This is a genomic window from Agrobacterium sp. D14, from assembly GCF_001526505.1.
Classification (GTDB): Bacteria; Pseudomonadota; Alphaproteobacteria; order Rhizobiales; family Rhizobiaceae; genus Agrobacterium; species Agrobacterium leguminum.
The window spans coordinates 154034-169427 of the sequence record NZ_ASXX01000008.1; the positions used below are offsets into that span (position 1 = coordinate 154034).

Here is a 15394-nt window from a genome sequence, read left to right on the forward strand (position 1 = left end):
GTTCGCATTATCATGACCCAAGATTCACCCCCGGATCCCGGCCCGTCGCCGAGCGCGCGATCGAAACGCCGCCACATCGTCCTCATGCTCTGCATTGTCGGGGCAATCGGCCTAGCGGCTGTTGTCGCTGTTCTGTCTCCGGAACCCTCGCACGGGAACAAGACCGCCGCGGCTCAACCCACGCTGCCGCACGTCACCGTCGTCACTGCCGGACGGCGGGACATGGTCCATGAGATTTCGCTCAGCGGTGTCATTGCCGCAGTGAACGAGGTTGCAATCGGCACCACGCTGTCGGACCAGGCGATTTCGCAGATCTACGCCGAGATCGGCGATCAGGTCGCGGCTGGAGACGTTCTTGCGCGGCTCGACGCCAGATCGCTCACGGCACGCCTCGAGCAGGCACGCGCCACGCTCCTGAAAGCACAGGCATCCCTGGCCGATGCGACCGCCGCCAACGATGAGGCTCAGACCAACCTCAGGCGGGTCGAATCCCTGGCCGGAGCGAGCGTCGTCAGCAGGCAGGAAGCGGATGCCAAGCGGGCCACCGCATTGCGGGCGACCGCGGCCGTTCAAACCGCACAAGCCGATATCGCCTCGGCCAGGGCACAGCTCTCGGAAGCCGAAATCGACTTGGCCCGTACCGTCATCAAGGCCCCGGTCGCCGGCGTGATCTCAGCACGTACCGCCAGGATCGGTGCGCTAGCCAACGCCTCCACCCCGCTGTTCCAGGTCATCGCCAACAACGATCTGGAGCTCCTCGCGGAGATTCCGGAACGGGACCTGATCGGCTTGGTCGTCGGACAAGGTGTGACGCTCCGGGTCAACGGTCTCGCTGCTCCCGTTGAAGGACGTATCCGCCTCATCGAACCCAAGATCGGCGAACGCAGCCGGATCGGCATCGTCCATGTCCAACTGCCGCGGCGCAACGATCTTCGCGCGGGCGCCTTCGCGACGGGCCAGGCCGTACTGGACCGCCGCGCAGTGCAGGTGGCCATTCCGCTCTCTGCGATCAGGACGGCCGCCAACGGCGCCAGCTCGGTCCTGCGCGTTGAGGAGCACGACCGGGTCGCAGTCAGGCCGATCCGCCTTGGGCTCCGGTTCGCGGGCTATGTGGAAGTCAGGGATGGTCTTGCCGCTGGCGATCGTATCGTCGCGACAGCCGGGGCCTTCCTCAAACCCGGAAGCATCGTCGTTCCGGTGCCGCAGACCGCCGTGGCGAATGTGGAGGCCCGGCCATGAAACATGGCATGTCCTCCTGGGCCATCCGGCATCCGATCCCGGTGATTGTCGTCTTCGTCGCTCTGGCGATCGCCGGCTTGTCCGCGTTCCTGAGGTTGCCGGTCAACGCCAATCCACGCGTCGACTTCCCGGTGGTCACCGTCACCGTCGCCCAGCCGAGCGCCACCCCGGCCGAGCTCGAAACACTGGTGACGCGCAAGATCGAGGGCGCGGGCACAGGCATTCCCGGCGTTCGCCACATCCAGTCGTCGATCAGCGACGGCGTGGCCGTGACTACGGTCGAATTCCACCTCACCGTCAACAGCGACCGGGCCACCACCGACGTTCGCGATGCCGTAACGCAGCTGCGCCCGAATCTGCCGCGGGACATCCAGGAACCGGTCGTAAACCGGCTGGACGTGGAAGGCGGCGCCATTCTTCACTACGCGGTGCGCGCGCCGAACCTGTCGGCGACAGAACTGTCCTGGTTCATCGACGACACCGTCTCTCGCGCACTCCTCTCTACGCCCGGCGTGCAGCGGGTAACGCGCCTCGGAGGCGTCACTCGCGAGATCAACATCATCCTCGACCCGGACCAGCTCGCCGCCTACCGCATCACAGCGCGTCAGGTGAACGCACAGCTTCAGGCGACCAACGCCAATGTCCCGGCGGGCAGAAGCACGCTTTACGCGCAAGAGCAGTCGATCCGCACGATCGGCAGCGCGTCTTCGACCGAAGCCCTCGCCGCGCGCCAGATTGCCCTGCCAGAAGGTGGATCAACCGCGCTCGCCAATCTCGCGGTCGTTTCGGACGGGCCCGCCGAAACGCGGGAAACCGCTCGCCTCAATGGTGAGCCGGCCATCGGCTTCGCCGTTTTCAGGGCGCGCGATACCAGTGACACCGTCGTCGAGGATGCAGTCAAGGCGCGGCTGGCGACGCTGCGCTCCGCCAATCCCGGTGTCGAGATCATCGAGATCGCTTCAACCGTCGACTACACGCGAGGAAGCTATCACGCCGCGATGGAGGCCCTGCTCGAAGGCGGACTGCTCACCCTGGTCGTCGTTTTCGTCTTCCTGCGCGACTGGCGCGCCACCCTGATCGCCGCCGTCGCGATGCCGTTGTCGATCCTGCCGACATTCGCAGCAATGCAGATATTTGGTTTCACCTTGAACAGCATCACGCTCCTGGCGCTGACCCTCGTCGTCGGCATCCTGGTCGATGATGCGATCGTCGAGGTGGAGAATATCGACACCCATCTGCATCGCGGCAAGCGGCCTTACCATGCCGCAATCGACGCCGCCGACGCTATCGGTTTCGCCGTCGTCGCGATCACCGCGACCATCGTCGCGGTTTTCCTGCCCGTGAGTTTCATCGGTGGCGTGGTCGGCAAATACTTCACCCAGTTCGGGGTCACGGTAGCGGTGGCTGTCCTGGTTTCCCTCGCGGTCGCGCGCCTCGTGACCCCACTCATGGCGGCTTATCTGCTCCGGCCAAAGCCGGCAGCTGGGCACGCCGCGCGGCGATCAGGATTGACGCGACGCTACCTTTGGCTGCTCGAGCTCGCGCTTCGCCATCGTCGCATGACGGCAGGCATCGCCGGCGCCCTCCTTGTCGGCTCGTTCATGCTGCTGCCGCTCCTTCCCTCAGGGTTCATTCCCACCAGTGACAGGAATCTGTCACGTCTGACGATCGAACTGCCCCCCGGCGCGTCCGTCAGCGATACTGACACGGCCATCCAACAGATCACCGGCCGGCTGCTGGAACGCGACGACGTAGATGCGGTTTTCTCGGTCGCCGGCGGCCAAAACAGCGACGGCATCGCCGAAGTGCGCCGCGCCAGCCTCGTCATCCGCCTCAAGCCTCTCGAAGAGCGCGGGCTCTCCCAGAAAGCCTTCGAACGGGCAGTCACGCCGCTGATTGCGACGGTCCCAAATCTGCGTTTCTCCTTTCAGGCCGAAAGCGCGCCGCGCGACATCCAGATCATTCTGGCTGGCGAGAACCCCGAGACCCTGAATCAGGCCGTCCAATCGGTCGTCGGTCAGATGTCGGCCATGCCCGGTCTGCGTAACGTCCAGACCGACGAACCGCTCTCGCAAACCGAGTTGCGCATCGTTCCTCGGCCTGCGGAAGCTGCCCGCCTGGGCGTGACCACGGCCTCGATCGCCGACATGGTTCGGATCGCGACCATTGGCGATATCGACGCCGGCCTCGCCAAGTTCAACCTGGACACTCGCCAACTGCCGATCCGGGTCAGGATAGACCCGACCGCGCGCGCTGACCTGGACCAGATCGAAAAGTTGCGTGTCGAGACAGGGACCGGCGAGACTGTTCCCCTTATCGCCGTTGCCGATGTCAGCTTGTCGGAGGGCCCAGGTGCGATCAACCGCATGGATCGCCTACGGCGGATCACGATCAGCGCCGATCTCGACGGCATTGCGGTTGGCGAGGCGCTCGAGCAGATCAATGCGCTTGCCGCGATGAAATCTCTTCCCGCCGGGGTTCAGCAGATCGCCTATGGAGAGGCGGAGTACATTGAGGAGATGTTCACGAGCTTTGGCCTGGCCATGGCGCTCGGCATCCTGATGGTGCTGGCCGTTCTCGTCGTCCTGTTCCGTGATTTCCTCCAGCCGCTCACCATCCTCCTGGCGCTGCCACTGTCGATCGGCGGAGCCCTCGGTGCGTTGCTTCTCTATGGCGGCGCCCTCGATCTGCCTGCCGTGATCGGGCTGCTCATGCTGATGGGCATCGTCACCAAGAACTCGATCCTGCTTGTCGATTTCGCGATCGAGAAGCGAGCCGCCGGCATGGACCGCCATCAGGCGCTGATCGAGACCGGCGCTGAGCGCGTCCGGCCGATCGTGATGACCACGATCGCGATGGCGGCCGGCATGATCCCGGCGGCAATCGGCCTGGGAGAAGACGCCGGCTTCCGAGCGCCCATGGCGATCGCCGTCATCGGTGGCCTTGTCACCTCGACCTTGCTCAGCCTGATCGTCGTGCCCGTTGGCTTCACCTTCATGGACGACCTGCGTCAGCGCCTGGGCCGATCGCTGGCCAAGCTGACATCAGTCACCGACGCGGATCGGCGTGACGCGCTTCGACGGATGCGAGCCGGAGAAGGGAACGTGGCCCATGACTGAGTTCCTGGTTTCGGCTCCAGCCGGTCCGTCACGCACGCCGCGGGCCTTCCTATCGGAAGGCAGTGCAATCGCCTCATGACTCGGAGATCCACAATGACCTTTGGACGCCTTTGCGCCTGTGTTTTGGCCTTGCTTTGTGTTCTGCCCGGAACTGCCAGAGCGAACGCCACGACGCCGGCAGTCATCGCCTTCACCAACGTCAACGTCGTTCCCATGGATCGGGAGCGCGTTCTGACCGGGCAAACGGTGCTCGTGCGCGACGGGACGATCATCGCGATCGGGCGCGCTGTCGAGATTCCGGCTGGCGCCCGCACCATCGATGGACGCGGCGCCAGGTTGTCGCCCGGGCTGGCCGACATGCACAATCACGTCGACGGGGCCAATGACCTGGCAGTGCAACTGTCCTTGGGCGTGACCACCATGCTCAACATGGGTGAGGCCCGAAACAGCTTCGTCGGCAGAACACGCGCGGCCGTGTCACGCGGAGACGTACCGGGACCGCGCGTTTTCGCAGCACTGGCCATCGACGGCTCGCCCCAGTACGGGCATCTGGTCGTGGCGACCGCCGAGGACGCTCGAGCGACCGTCCAGGTCGCCAAGGCCAACGGCTACGACTTCATCAAGTTCTACAACAACCTTTCGCCGGAGGCGTTTGGGGCCATAGTGACTGCGGCGGCCGCGGCGAAGATTCCGATCGTGGGACACGGCATAACCAGCGTCGGCCTCGCCCGCCAACTCGAGGCCGGCCAGCTGCTGGTCGCGCACGCCGAAGAGTTCTTTTACACCTTCTTCCCCACCCCGGATCAGGCCGATGCGAATGCCGCGCCGGATGTCAGGGACATCCCCGCAGCGATCGCTCTCGTTCGCCGTCACGAGGCCTTCGTCGTTGCCGACCTCGTAACCTATGGCGCCATCACCCGGCAGTGGGGCCGGCCGGAGGTCGTCGAGCAATATCTCGCATCGCCCGAGGCCCGCTATCTTGCGCCCGGTTACCGGGTGTCCTGGGCATCGTCGGGATATGCGCGCCGGTCCGGATCTCTCGACGCGCGCCGCAGGTTTCTGGATATCTTCGTCCACCGCATGAACGCTGCCGGTGTCCATCTGCTGTCAGGCACCGACTCCCCCGACATCCCGGGCCTTGTTCCGGGATTTGCCCTTCACGAGAACCTGCTTGCACTAGAGGCGGCTGGTCTCAGCCGTTTCGACGCGCTGGCGACCGCGACCCGTAATCCCGGCATCTTCATTGCGGGGGCCCATCCTCAACTGCCGCCCTTTGGGACCATCGCCGTCGGCAGCCGCGCCGACTTGATCGTCACCGCGACCAACCCCCTCGACGACCTGAGCACCCTTTCGCGCCCAGTCGGGGTCATGGCCAATGGCCGCTGGTTCCCGCAGTCGGATCTCCTGGCGCTCCGGGAACGCGTTTCCAACGCCTATCGCAGGGCTGAACTATCAGGCGGGCGAACGCATGACTGATCGGGCGCGCCTCGCATTGGTATTCATTGCCCTACTCGCAATGAGCTTCGGCTTTGGCGTCTCCGCAAGCCTGGGTGGAGCGCTGGTTGGGTTCATCATAGTCCTGGCTTTGCCGGCCCTGTTCATCGCCCTGCTTGCCGGGACCACGGTGTTCCTGTGGCGCGGCATCAAGCTTGCCAGGAAACCAGGCCGCCCCGTCCGCAGCCGCATCCTCGACATCGCCACCGCTCCAGTTCTGGCTTTCACTCTGTTGGCCTTAAGCACGCCTACCTTTTCCATGGGCTCCCTCACAGGCGCCTGGCTGCGGCTCTTGAGCAACCGCACCCAATACGAAGCAATCATAGCTTCGCTCGAAGCCGGTCATCGCGATCGCGCCGACGGGAAGCATCAGAGCGAGCGCGGCATCACTTTTATCGCCGATCGTGGACCGCCATTGCGCGTCGCCTTCAACCCGGAGGGGATACTGGACAACTGGTCGGGCATTGTTTTCGACCCGTCCCAGGATGTCGTGAATGCGGCTCCATTCGATCCCGTATCGGGCAACGGCGGCGCGCGGAAAAGTATCATCAGCCTCTTCGGCGGCGATCTCGTGAGATGCCGCAGGCTTGGTGGCAGCTATTTCTTCTGCAGCTTCACGTGATCGATGACGATGAAGGACGACAGAAAAATTCCACTACGCATCGCACCCTCGATTGGAAAAGAGACCTGCGCTGGTATTCTGAAATCGGTTCGTGCAACCGGCCGCTCGCACCCCTCTGGGGATGGTGAATGCACGACAATCAACGGTTTGACCTTCTTATCGGGCGATCCGTCGGCAATGCGAGCACTGACACTCACACCGAGATCGCCTTCATCAAGAGGATCTAACCATGCAGAATTTTCTCGACGCCAAGACGATGGCCAAAACGCTTCGGCAGACAATGGCCGAACGAAAGGTGGAATTGTCGCACAGCGAAGCGCTCGAAATCGTCGCGCGACAGTTCGGAGTTGCGAACTGGAACATCCTGGCCGCCAGGATCGGCGCGGTTGCCGGCAAAGACGAGGCCACACTTGAAGTTCCTGTCAACTGGCTCGCCAACGACAACACCGCCCACCGCTTCTATCGGATCGGTCTGGACCCAGCAGAACCCGGCACCGCGTTGATCGCCTGCAGTCGTGGTCGGTCTTCCGGCGTTGGCGCCGGCGAGGAGGACTTCGCAACGCTCATGCAAAGCATCAGCGCTGAAGGCTACCGCGGCAAACGAGTCCGGCTCGCCGCAGCCCTCCGAACGGAGGACGCGGATGCCGGCTCGATCTGGCTCCGGGTCGATGACGCGGCCGGTGCGGTGCTGGCATTCGACAACATGATCGACCGGAAAAACGGCGCTCTTCAAGGGACCTCGGAGTGGACGGAGCGCGAGATCGTTCTCGATGTCCCGGCCACAGCGGCGAGCATCCACTATGGAATCCTGCTGCATGGGTTTGGAAACATCAGAGCACGGGATGTCTCTTTCGAAGCCGTGACCACAGATGTGGGTACGACCGGCGATCGCCTTCATCTTGAACAGCCGGCCAATCTCAGCTTCGACCAAACGCCGTAACAGTCTGGTAAACTCAGCAGGCGCGACTGATTTCTCGCGCCTGCTGATCTTAGCATCGGTGGTCCCGGAACCAAGATGCGACAGCTTTTTCAACACAGGACAATTAGACGTAGAAATGCAGGAACTCACTGGAAAGATCGTTGTCATCACTGGAGCCGGGCGCGGCCTGGGCGCTGCCTTTGCGCTGTCTCTGGCGGACAGGGGCTGCGAGCTTGTGCTTTGTGGCCGGCACATCTCCGGCCTGGAGGCAGTTGCGAACGCAGTGTTCGCGCGCACTGGCAAGAGGCCCGAGCTAATCTCCCTGGACTTGGTCAACATCGAAAATATCGGGCAGGCTATCGATCAAATTGGAACGCTGAAGCCCCGGATTGACGTACTGATCAACAACGGCGCCATGTGGCTAGGCGCCTCCGCTAGCCCCTATGACGACACCGAAGTGCTCGGCGTAATCAACGCGGCCTTGACGGGCACCTTTCTGCTCACGCAGGGACTTCGCCCCCTTTTGGTCTCATCGGACGCGCCCGACGTCGTCATCATCGGCTCCATAAGCGGACTGCCTAACGCGGCGCTCCAGGGCGTTTCGGTGCCATTCTACGCTGCAAAGCGAGGCCAGGTAGCGCTTGCAGATGGCTTCCGGCAAACCTTTGCAGGTACGCCAATACGTGCGCTCCTGATCAATCCACCTTACCTTGACGATGCAATTCCAGATCAGCCGGACTGGGATGCTGCAGTCACCCGCCAAAAAGGACAGCGCGGGACCAGCCGCGATGTCGTCGAAGCGACCATCTTCGCCCTCACGCGACCTCGCCATGTCTCGCTGAGCATCGAGATTGGAACGGACGACGGTGGACTATTCCCACCACCGTCGGCCTTAGCGTGAACGCTCATGTAAGCATCAACGCTGAGGACTACCGCGGCAAACCAGTCCGGCTGGACGCAGCCCCACATATATTTGTTTGTTGAGCTGCTTCCGCCTAGGGCTTTTCCCAGTCCGTGACGAGAAATGCGGGCACTCTGCGGGCGCTTTTTAACTGTGCCGCGTCACCGCCTTGCGGCAATGGTTCATCGAAGTAACGCAATTGCAGACCCGCCTCGAGCAAGAGCGATATGTACGTGCTAAGCGGCCGGTGCCAGTTCAGGACACGAAGCTTGCCCCAGCCAATCAAGTCGGGGGCGTTCATCCATATAGTGGTCGATCATAAAACGCGGATGGCCATCGGCGTCGTTCCGCCAACCTGTGGGATGGGCGGCGCTCCAGAAGCTATTGAGGTTGGCTATCAGTAGATGGCCACCAGGCCAAAGCACCCGGTTCATTTCGTTGATTGCCTGCTTCACGTCGGCGATGTCGATGAGGCTAAGGTATGCCACGACAAGCTCAAGCACCCCGTCTTCAAAGGGCAACCGCTCTGCGCCATCGGTACGATAGTCTCCCTCCGGGTCGAGCCGCCTGGCTTCGCGTATCAATGATTCAGCGGGATCGATGCGATGGTGGCTAACCCTCGGGATGCCAATAGACGGCAGAACCGACCCTCTCCGCATCCGACATCCAGTACCTTTTTCTCCCCGATGTTGATGAGTTCAGATTAAGCTTCCATGGCGGCAGATGAATGGCGATTGGTGGAGAGCCGGCTCGGGAGAGTTGGACAAGAGAATGCGCGTTGCCGAGCCGGCCCCGTCTCATGTCATCAACTCAATCAGCATAAGCACGATGCCAAGCATCGAGATGAACCAGACAATCGTTCGCAGCACCGGAACGCCTGTCACGTAAAGGCCGAGGTAGGCCAATCTTGCGATGAGCCAAACCCAGGCGCCATTTCCACCGATACCACCGACCTTGCCAGTAACTGCAAGCGCCAATGCCAGGGCGATGAATGCGGGATAGGTCTCTAGAAAATTGTGCAGGGCGCGTTGCAGTCGGCCCGCCAGCACGCTGGCTGTTTGACGCTGCTCATCGCGCGGTCCGAGCAGATATTTGATGCTCAAGTCGCCCGCAAGATCGAGCGATACGGCCTGTATCAGCACATGTGCCAGCAAGAATGCGACGCTCCATCCGAGGACTGCGATTTCTTCCGATGCGATAGCCAGTTGCATACTCTGCTCCTAAAATTGCCTGCCCGGTCTCGTCACTGCTGCCGCGGGCACGCAATATTCGCTTCTTGCGACGGCACGGGAGTTCTGGGCTCCAGAGCTGCGTTGGCTTTCGCCACGGCCCGGATGCCCAAGAGAACGCCGACCATCAGTGCGGCCAGACCGAGAACCTCCATCAGGGTCGGAGTGCGCCGTTCGACCATGAGCGCGAAGATGACGCCGAATACGGTTTCGGAGACGATCAGATAGCCCAGCAATTCCTCTGGACGCGGCCGCTGGCAATGTTCCAAAGCCATGTCGCGACCCAGGAGGAGAGAAGGCCAAGGCACAGAGCCCAGAACAGCAGCGCCGGCGATCCGAGCGCGCCGCCCAGCCAAAGCCCAGTATCGGCACCGTGCATCAACAAGATCATCGGCCCCAGTGTCACGAGTGTCGCCACACCGTTCAGGGCGGTCCAAGCCGCCGCGTTGATGCTCGTGTCCGCTGCAAGCGTTTCGGCATTGAGGATGCCATACACCGTCCAGCTCAATAGCGCCGTTACAGCGCAGGCGATCCCGATCCAGGGAATTGTGCCGGATGCGAAGCCCACCTCACCCGCGCCCTCATGTATATGAAGGAATAAACCCACGAGGATCAGGCCGACCGGGACGATGAACCGCCCGAGATGGAAGGCTGGCTGTCGAATGCCGCCTACGATGGCGATGACGACCGGGAGGATGCCGATGATCATCGCGGGGAGGATCGAGCCGGAGCGCTGAACCGCTTCCGACAGCAAAAGATAATAGAGCGTGTTGCCGGTCAGAGCCAGGAACAGCAACCGCTTCCAGTATCGCTTGGCGACCCATCGCCAACCGCCGAACGGGAGTACCACCAGGACGACGGCCGAGGACAGCCCGAAGACCAGATATCGCAGCACGGTCAGTTGGACCGGGGTCGCCGGGCGCACAAGATCAGGAGCGACGAAAGCGAGCCCCAGAGAGCGCCCGCGCTAAGGCCAGCCAGTAATGCCTTCAATATTGCGTCCTCCCCCTGTCCGCTTCACGGGGCTTGGCATGGCACGGATCGGATGCAGGTTTCTTGGAGGATGTTCAGGTGCGCGAAGACGTTCGCAGTTGCCGCGCATGGAGTTATCGCCGATGACGTCGCGCACGCATCGTACCCCCATCCGAGGGGCCGCGCCGCGGCCGCGCACAGCGCGCCTTTTGACAGAAGCGCTCGGTCGGCAGTAGCCATTGTGTCTAGCGTCATAGACAGTAGAGATTTTCGGTGCGCCACGTAGAAGATTCTCGCCATCGGCAAAGTGCTGAAACGGCACAGGCGAACCTCCAAGAGGCGGAGCAACGATTGGACGAAGCCCGGAAAGATTTTGGAACCTCGGTGCGTCGGCTTTACGTGGAAGGTGCAACAATCCGTAAGATCTCGCAGGTTCTTGGGCTAAGTCATCAGCGAATCCACCAGTTGATCGGTGGAAGCCCCAGAGCTGGTGGCAGCGACTGATCGGCAGCAATGCGGAAGCGGCCCGAGGCTGCTCATTTTGTGGGAAGGCGCCGGATTCCGTGGGCAAGCTGATTGCCGGCCCCAGCGTCTATATCTGCGACGGGTGCATTGAAGCGGCAGCGCTGACTGTCAAGGGCACAGGGGGCGCAAGGAAGGCTCCCACTTCGAGCTATTGGATGAACAGTCAAAGCAGCGCTGTTCGTTTTGCGGCAAGCGGAGCCGGGAGGTGCCCAGGACAAGCGCTTCGGGGCACCAAATCTGCGGCGAATGCGTCGCGCTCGCGAACCGGATCGTCAACGAGAAGGCGAAGGCACCGACTGCGCGGATTGATTGAAGAGCGGAACGGGCTCAGCCGACAGGCCATTGGGCCGCCGCTGTTTGGCATGGTACGGATCGGAAGCATGTTCATGGAGGATGCTCAGGCCCGCGAGGACGTTCGCAGTTGGCGGCGCAAACGTCCGGGGCTGATGCCGAAATTGCGCACGAAATGCCGGTTGAGATCGCTCTGGTCGTAGAACCCGGCCTCCGCCGCAATGTGCGCGATTGAACTGTCCTGCGCCAGCAAGAGCCGCCGGGCCCGTGCAAGCCGCTCCTGGAGCAGGAATGCCGTGGGGGGAAGTCCATATCGGTCTCGAAACGCCGTTGCGAGATAGGTTCTGGACAGCCCCGAGATTCCGGCAAGCTCAGCAAGCGAATGCGCGCGCGCCGGGTTATCGCCGATGAAGTCGCGCACTCGTCGTAACCCGTCCGCCCCGCCTGGCGGGGTCAACGCCTGCGGACTGCTGACGTGATGCTCAGCGAGATGATCGAAAAGAGCGATCAACTGCTCGTCGAGGACCAAAGGGTGCACCTGTTCTATGCCGTGCGACAGCAGCGACGAGAGCATGGTGCGCCCGATTTGGTCACGGACGACTGGCGTCTTGAAAAACACCAGCCCAGAGTCCAGGCCGCGCTCCCGCGCCAGTTGCTCGATCAGCGCCGGATCCACGACCAGCATACGATAGCTCCAGCCGCGATCGTCGTAGGCGGCTCCCGTATGGACATCGCCCGGATTGAGCAGCACGACGTCCGCGCCAGAAACAAGATGGTATCTGCCCCGCGCGAAGTAATCCTCGACGCCAGCGTCGACAATCGCAAAGGCGTAATAATCATGCGTATGACGCGGAAAACTGTGCCGGGTGTAGAAAGCTTCGATCCTCGTCACTAGTCCGAAACTAGTAGTGGCTTGGTCGTAGCGGCAATGATCGGTCATGAAGCCTGCAATCTTCGACGATTATCCCTCTGCTGGATCATGTCCTGAATGTTGGATCGATCGCAGAGGGCGCAATACCAACAAGGTGCCAAGGAACGACGCGCGTCTGGCATACCTTGTTGAGGACGAGAGGGTCTTTGGCAGCCCACTGTTCCGCTTCAGCCTGGGACGAGACATGCAGCAGGTAGGCTGCCTGCGCGCCATCCACCGGCGAGCCAAGCTCGCCGCCCAGCAGAACCACATCAGCGGCTTCCATCGTTTCGATGAACGCGATGTGAGCTGCCCGGTGCTCAGGCTCGGCCGCAAAGCCGTCGTCCGGCAACATCAGCACGAGAAAGTAAGCAACCGTCAGAATGTCATCATCGTCAATCGGGGGCATGGAGGACTCCACTGTGAGCTGAACTACGGTGTTCGGAATAGGCTTGCTCCCGCGGCTGAAAGGTACGTTCCTTCGGGCTCGGAGCATTTGGCGTTAATTTGACGCAGCCAATGTCTTCGGCAGCGAACCGTCCTGAAAGAGCGACATCGTGTGGCCATCGGGATCCTTGAAATCGGCACTCCACCCACCAGGTGCGATGGCGACCGGCGAGACGATTTCCGTGTTTGCCGCCTCAAGACCAGCGACGACGGTCTCAATGCCGCCCTCTGCAATACCGAAGACAATACCTGGGGTATTTCCGGGTGCGGGATCGCCGGGGAAAACGAGCATCTCGGTCTCATTCCCGATCTTTGCCAGAAGCCACTCTGACCCGTCCGCCTCAGTGTTGCGCGTAAAGGCGATTCCCAAGTGTTCCGTATAGAAACGCTCCGTCCGCAGCACGTCTTGAACGTGGAGGATGAAAGCGATGCCATTCAACTTCGGCCGCATGCAAGCCACTCCCCCTTTGGTGTCCATAGTTCAGCGTCGCGGCACCGTCTCCAGCGTGGCTATTTCGATCACGCTTTTCATTCGCTCTGGAACTCAACCAACCGAGAGAATGAACATAATAATGACAGAAGATAATTAATAGTTCAAGTACTCAGTTTATAAACTTGCATTTGGCAAGTCACGCACATGCGTCAACGGCGAAGGCTGCTCAAGTGGATGAAGGCGGGTTTGTGAAGGCTCTGCGCATTTTGGGCCTTGGTCCACATCGCCGATAAAGCAGGGCCGAAAACTTCGACCACGATCGACTAGACTAGGTGACGGACGCATTAAACCTGTTCCAGATACGAATTTTTAATCGCGCTGGATTGATGCGAGTAAGTGTTATCGCGTTTGTCGCATCATGCTGCGAATGCACTGAAGTGCTTGACTTTGCTAAACCTCCCGATGGCGTCGCGCTGTGTTAAAGCCACGGACGGAAAGCAGGAGTAGTGACCATGTTTCACATGGGATGGATATATGCCACTGCTCGTCGCGTTATGAGATCCTGTCTTTACCTGCCGTTGTCATACGTGCGGTCCGCCAGAAGTAGCGGACCCCGCCCGACAGCCTCATACAGCTGCCAGTAGCCCGTCATGGGCCTAACCTTCAGTCAATTTCAGCTGGATCGTAATAGGGTCAGCCCATAGCGTCGGATGTGAAGTTTCAGGGGACAAGAGCCTCGTGTTCAGATACGTGCCTGCCATTAGCGATGCGATTTTGGGTCTGAGTGAGCCAGGCGATCGGATCGACACTGTTCATTTTGCACGTCTGAAGAAGTGTGGCCAGTGTCTCCCAAGTCCTTCCACCTCCCTCGCTTCCTAGCGAATAAACGATTTTTCTCGTGATTGTTTTGTGGCCGGTGGCCCGTTCAACGATACTGGCGTCGATTTCAACACGACCATCAGCCAGGAATGATTCCAGTGCTTGCCGCCGGTGGCGCGCATAGCAGATCGCCTCGGCGGTCATGGACTTCCCTGAGATTTTGAGCAGTTCCTTTTTCCATAGGTCGAAGAGGTTGGTGACGATAACCGCAGACTTCTTCTAGCGCAGTGCCTCGCGAGCGTTGGCGTCCTTTTGTGGCACTCATCCTCAACCTTTCACAGTTCGCTCATGGTAATGACCGTGTCGTTTGCAGCTTGCAAAACGCCGCTGATGTGCGAATTATAGAACTTTCGCCTTAGATGCGCCCAGCACACAGCGAGCTGACCCGCCTCGTTGCTGCCGGCTTTTGCCAAGCTGGTTTAGGCCGTGTATCCGTCGGCTTGCAGAAGGCCGTTGAAACCGGCGAGATGACGCCTTACGCACACCATCGGGGGACCGGTTCCCCTATAGGGCGATCAGCTCGAGCATAAGCCAACGCTAGGCTTTCGTCGTTTTACCTGACCCGTAAACGCTATTCGCGGCTCGCGAAAGAGCACTACGCATACCAGCGGTCTCCATCCAGGAATTCGTGACATTGGCGAGACGCGATATGCGATCCGTTGAGCTGAACACGTCCCGGTCGATGGCCACGCGATAAAGCGCGGCACCAAAATAGTCCGTTAGACGCCTGCGTAGTCCGTCCGATGTCTCGACGGCAAGATCGGCCGGTAACCGATGGGCTGCCGGAAACTCGCCGCTCGCGCGCTTTTGCTGGACCATGGCACGCGTCGCAACAATCCTCCCCTCTTCTGGCACAAGACCAAGATCGCTCGCCGCCTTGACAAGCCTCAGCGCCATGTAGCTCTGTGAAAGACACTCGACGGCGTGAGTCTCGACATTGCCGATCGGCCCGCGCTCGTGATCGCGCAGGGCATTGTCGTAGAGCTCAACGACCAGGCTGAGCGCATCGGCTTGGCGCTGGAAGATAGTCCGCGCCCGCCGTGCGTCTTCGCCGTCGGCCTCGCGGTGTTGCGTAAACAGGTAGCCAGCCTCGCGCGCCATCCCTATGACACGAGCGACGTTTTCGGGGGGTGCGCATCGTCGTCTCGAAGACGATGTTCACCTTGCGCTCGGTCGCCGCCGCCAGCAGTTTTTCCGCCCATCGCCCAGCGTCCACTTGCGTGAACTGCGAGGCAGTCTCCGGATCCCGGATGGAAGGACCTGAGATCGTCGCCGGCGATGCCGATCGCCGAGCCAGATTGTTCAAGCTCCGCATGGCTGGCGATCAGCACGTCCGTCTTGCCGGCGCCCGGCTGGCCGCCGAGCACGATAAGGCGCGGCCGCTCTGCCAGCGTCATTGTCGTCGGCAGATAAT

Annotated in this window: 14 protein-coding genes and 3 pseudogenes; 8 read left to right on the plus strand and 9 right to left on the minus strand. The window is 61.3% G+C overall.

Translation table 11 applies throughout. The features are described from left to right. The first annotated feature begins 12 nt into the window (after nucleotides 1-12). The 6 genes from L901_RS07170 (at nucleotide 13) to L901_RS07195 (ending at nucleotide 8294) form a co-directional block, all read left to right on the plus strand. Complete coding sequence (locus L901_RS07170) at nucleotides 13-1239, plus strand: efflux RND transporter periplasmic adaptor subunit (RefSeq protein ID WP_183044072.1); 1227 nt, start codon at nucleotides 13-15, stop codon at nucleotides 1237-1239. After that, entirely contained in the window at nucleotides 1236-4358 is a 3123-nt protein-coding gene (locus L901_RS07175; RefSeq protein ID WP_059754886.1) for an efflux RND transporter permease subunit, read from the plus strand. The genes L901_RS07170 and L901_RS07175 overlap by 4 nt, the downstream gene beginning before the upstream one ends. Nucleotides 4359-4451: 93 nt before the next feature. Continuing rightward, complete coding sequence (locus L901_RS07180) at nucleotides 4452-5834, plus strand: amidohydrolase family protein (RefSeq protein ID WP_059754888.1); 1383 nt, start codon at nucleotides 4452-4454, stop codon at nucleotides 5832-5834. Then, on the plus strand, nucleotides 5827-6474 hold the full coding sequence (locus L901_RS07185; protein WP_059754891.1) for a hypothetical protein: 648 nt from the start codon (nucleotides 5827-5829) through the stop codon (nucleotides 6472-6474). Before L901_RS07180 ends, L901_RS07185 begins: the two co-directional genes overlap by 8 nt. 229 nt (nucleotides 6475-6703) lie before the next feature. After that, the gene (locus tag L901_RS07190) at nucleotides 6704-7414 is read left to right on the plus strand and encodes a glyoxalase superfamily protein (protein ID WP_059754893.1); all 711 of its coding nucleotides are present in this window, start codon (nucleotides 6704-6706) and stop codon (nucleotides 7412-7414) included. Nucleotides 7415-7529: 115 nt separating this feature from the next. Then, on the plus strand, nucleotides 7530-8294 hold the full coding sequence (locus tag L901_RS07195) for an SDR family oxidoreductase (protein ID WP_059754905.1): 765 nt from the start codon (nucleotides 7530-7532) through the stop codon (nucleotides 8292-8294). Between the two features lie 236 nt (nucleotides 8295-8530). On the opposite strand, the gene L901_RS07200 is transcribed toward L901_RS07195, so the two are convergent. The 4 genes from L901_RS07200 to L901_RS07215 all read right to left on the minus strand — a co-directional run bounded on the left by L901_RS07200 (nucleotide 8531) and on the right by L901_RS07215 (nucleotide 10418). Further along, nucleotides 8531-8953: a class I SAM-dependent methyltransferase gene (locus tag L901_RS07200; protein ID WP_059754908.1), complete on the minus strand. Its 423-nt coding sequence runs from the start codon at nucleotides 8951-8953 to the stop codon at nucleotides 8531-8533. 138 nt (nucleotides 8954-9091) lie between these two features. Beyond that, the gene (locus L901_RS07205) at nucleotides 9092-9505 is read right to left on the minus strand and encodes an MAPEG family protein (RefSeq protein ID WP_059754911.1); all 414 of its coding nucleotides are present in this window, start codon (nucleotides 9503-9505) and stop codon (nucleotides 9092-9094) included. A 32-nt stretch (nucleotides 9506-9537) separates the two neighbouring features. Continuing rightward, a complete protein-coding gene (locus L901_RS07210) occupies nucleotides 9538-9759 on the minus strand; it encodes a hypothetical protein (RefSeq protein ID WP_059754913.1) in 222 nt (73 codons plus the stop codon). Next, complete coding sequence (locus L901_RS07215; RefSeq protein WP_059754916.1) at nucleotides 9744-10418, minus strand: hypothetical protein; 675 nt, start codon at nucleotides 10416-10418, stop codon at nucleotides 9744-9746. The genes L901_RS07210 and L901_RS07215 overlap by 16 nt, the downstream gene beginning before the upstream one ends. Nucleotides 10419-10995: 577 nt before the next feature. Here L901_RS07215 and L901_RS27905 point away from each other — a divergent pair. Together L901_RS27905 and L901_RS27910 are read left to right on the plus strand one after the other, a co-directional pair. Beyond that, nucleotides 10996-11115, plus strand: a pseudogene (locus L901_RS27905) (ClpX C4-type zinc finger protein); the annotation flags it as partial. Between the two features lie 56 nt (nucleotides 11116-11171). Next, on the plus strand, nucleotides 11172-11333 hold the full coding sequence (locus tag L901_RS27910) for a ClpX C4-type zinc finger protein (protein ID WP_082710529.1): 162 nt from the start codon (nucleotides 11172-11174) through the stop codon (nucleotides 11331-11333). 84 nt (nucleotides 11334-11417) lie between these two features. Here the strand turns inward: L901_RS27910 and L901_RS07220 are convergent, their stop codons facing one another. The 5 genes and pseudogenes from L901_RS07220 to L901_RS27625 form a co-directional block, all read right to left on the minus strand. Further along, entirely contained in the window at nucleotides 11418-12251 is an 834-nt protein-coding gene (locus L901_RS07220; protein ID WP_059754919.1) for an AraC family transcriptional regulator, read from the minus strand. Between the two features lie 37 nt (nucleotides 12252-12288). After that, nucleotides 12289-12630, minus strand: a complete 342-nt coding sequence (locus L901_RS07225) for a YciI family protein (RefSeq protein ID WP_059754921.1) — start codon at nucleotides 12628-12630, stop codon at nucleotides 12289-12291. Nucleotides 12631-12723: 93 nt separating this feature from the next. Continuing rightward, complete coding sequence (locus L901_RS07230) at nucleotides 12724-13119, minus strand: VOC family protein (protein WP_059755063.1); 396 nt, start codon at nucleotides 13117-13119, stop codon at nucleotides 12724-12726. Between the two features lie 702 nt (nucleotides 13120-13821). Continuing rightward, nucleotides 13822-14544 (minus strand): annotated as a pseudogene (locus L901_RS27615) (transposase); the annotation flags it as partial. Between the two features lie 421 nt (nucleotides 14545-14965). Then, a pseudogene (locus L901_RS27625) lies at nucleotides 14966-15377 on the minus strand (zeta toxin family protein). Between the last annotated feature and the right edge of the window lie 17 nt (nucleotides 15378-15394).

Bases quoted from the DNA above. Each gene is read 5' to 3' on its own strand.
- L901_RS07220 (WP_059754919.1), bottom strand. From the start codon at position 12,251: ATGACCGATCATTGCCGCTACGACCAAGCCACTACTAGTTTCGGACTA.
- L901_RS07200 (WP_059754908.1), bottom strand. From the start codon at position 8,953: ATGCGGAGAGGGTCGGTTCTGCCGTCTATTGGCATCCCGAGGGTTAGC.
- L901_RS07195 (WP_059754905.1), top strand. From the start codon at position 7,530: ATGCAGGAACTCACTGGAAAGATCGTTGTCATCACTGGAGCCGGGCGC.
- L901_RS07230 (WP_059755063.1), bottom strand. From the start codon at position 13,119: ATGCGGCCGAAGTTGAATGGCATCGCTTTCATCCTCCACGTTCAAGAC.
- L901_RS07205 (WP_059754911.1), bottom strand. From the start codon at position 9,505: ATGCAACTGGCTATCGCATCGGAAGAAATCGCAGTCCTCGGATGGAGC.
- L901_RS07170 (WP_183044072.1), top strand. From the start codon at position 13: ATGACCCAAGATTCACCCCCGGATCCCGGCCCGTCGCCGAGCGCGCGA.
- L901_RS07190 (WP_059754893.1), top strand. From the start codon at position 6,704: ATGCAGAATTTTCTCGACGCCAAGACGATGGCCAAAACGCTTCGGCAG.
- L901_RS07175 (WP_059754886.1), top strand. From the start codon at position 1,236: ATGAAACATGGCATGTCCTCCTGGGCCATCCGGCATCCGATCCCGGTG.
- L901_RS07180 (WP_059754888.1), top strand. From the start codon at position 4,452: ATGACCTTTGGACGCCTTTGCGCCTGTGTTTTGGCCTTGCTTTGTGTT.
- L901_RS07185 (WP_059754891.1), top strand. From the start codon at position 5,827: ATGACTGATCGGGCGCGCCTCGCATTGGTATTCATTGCCCTACTCGCA.
- L901_RS07225 (WP_059754921.1), bottom strand. From the start codon at position 12,630: ATGCCCCCGATTGACGATGATGACATTCTGACGGTTGCTTACTTTCTC.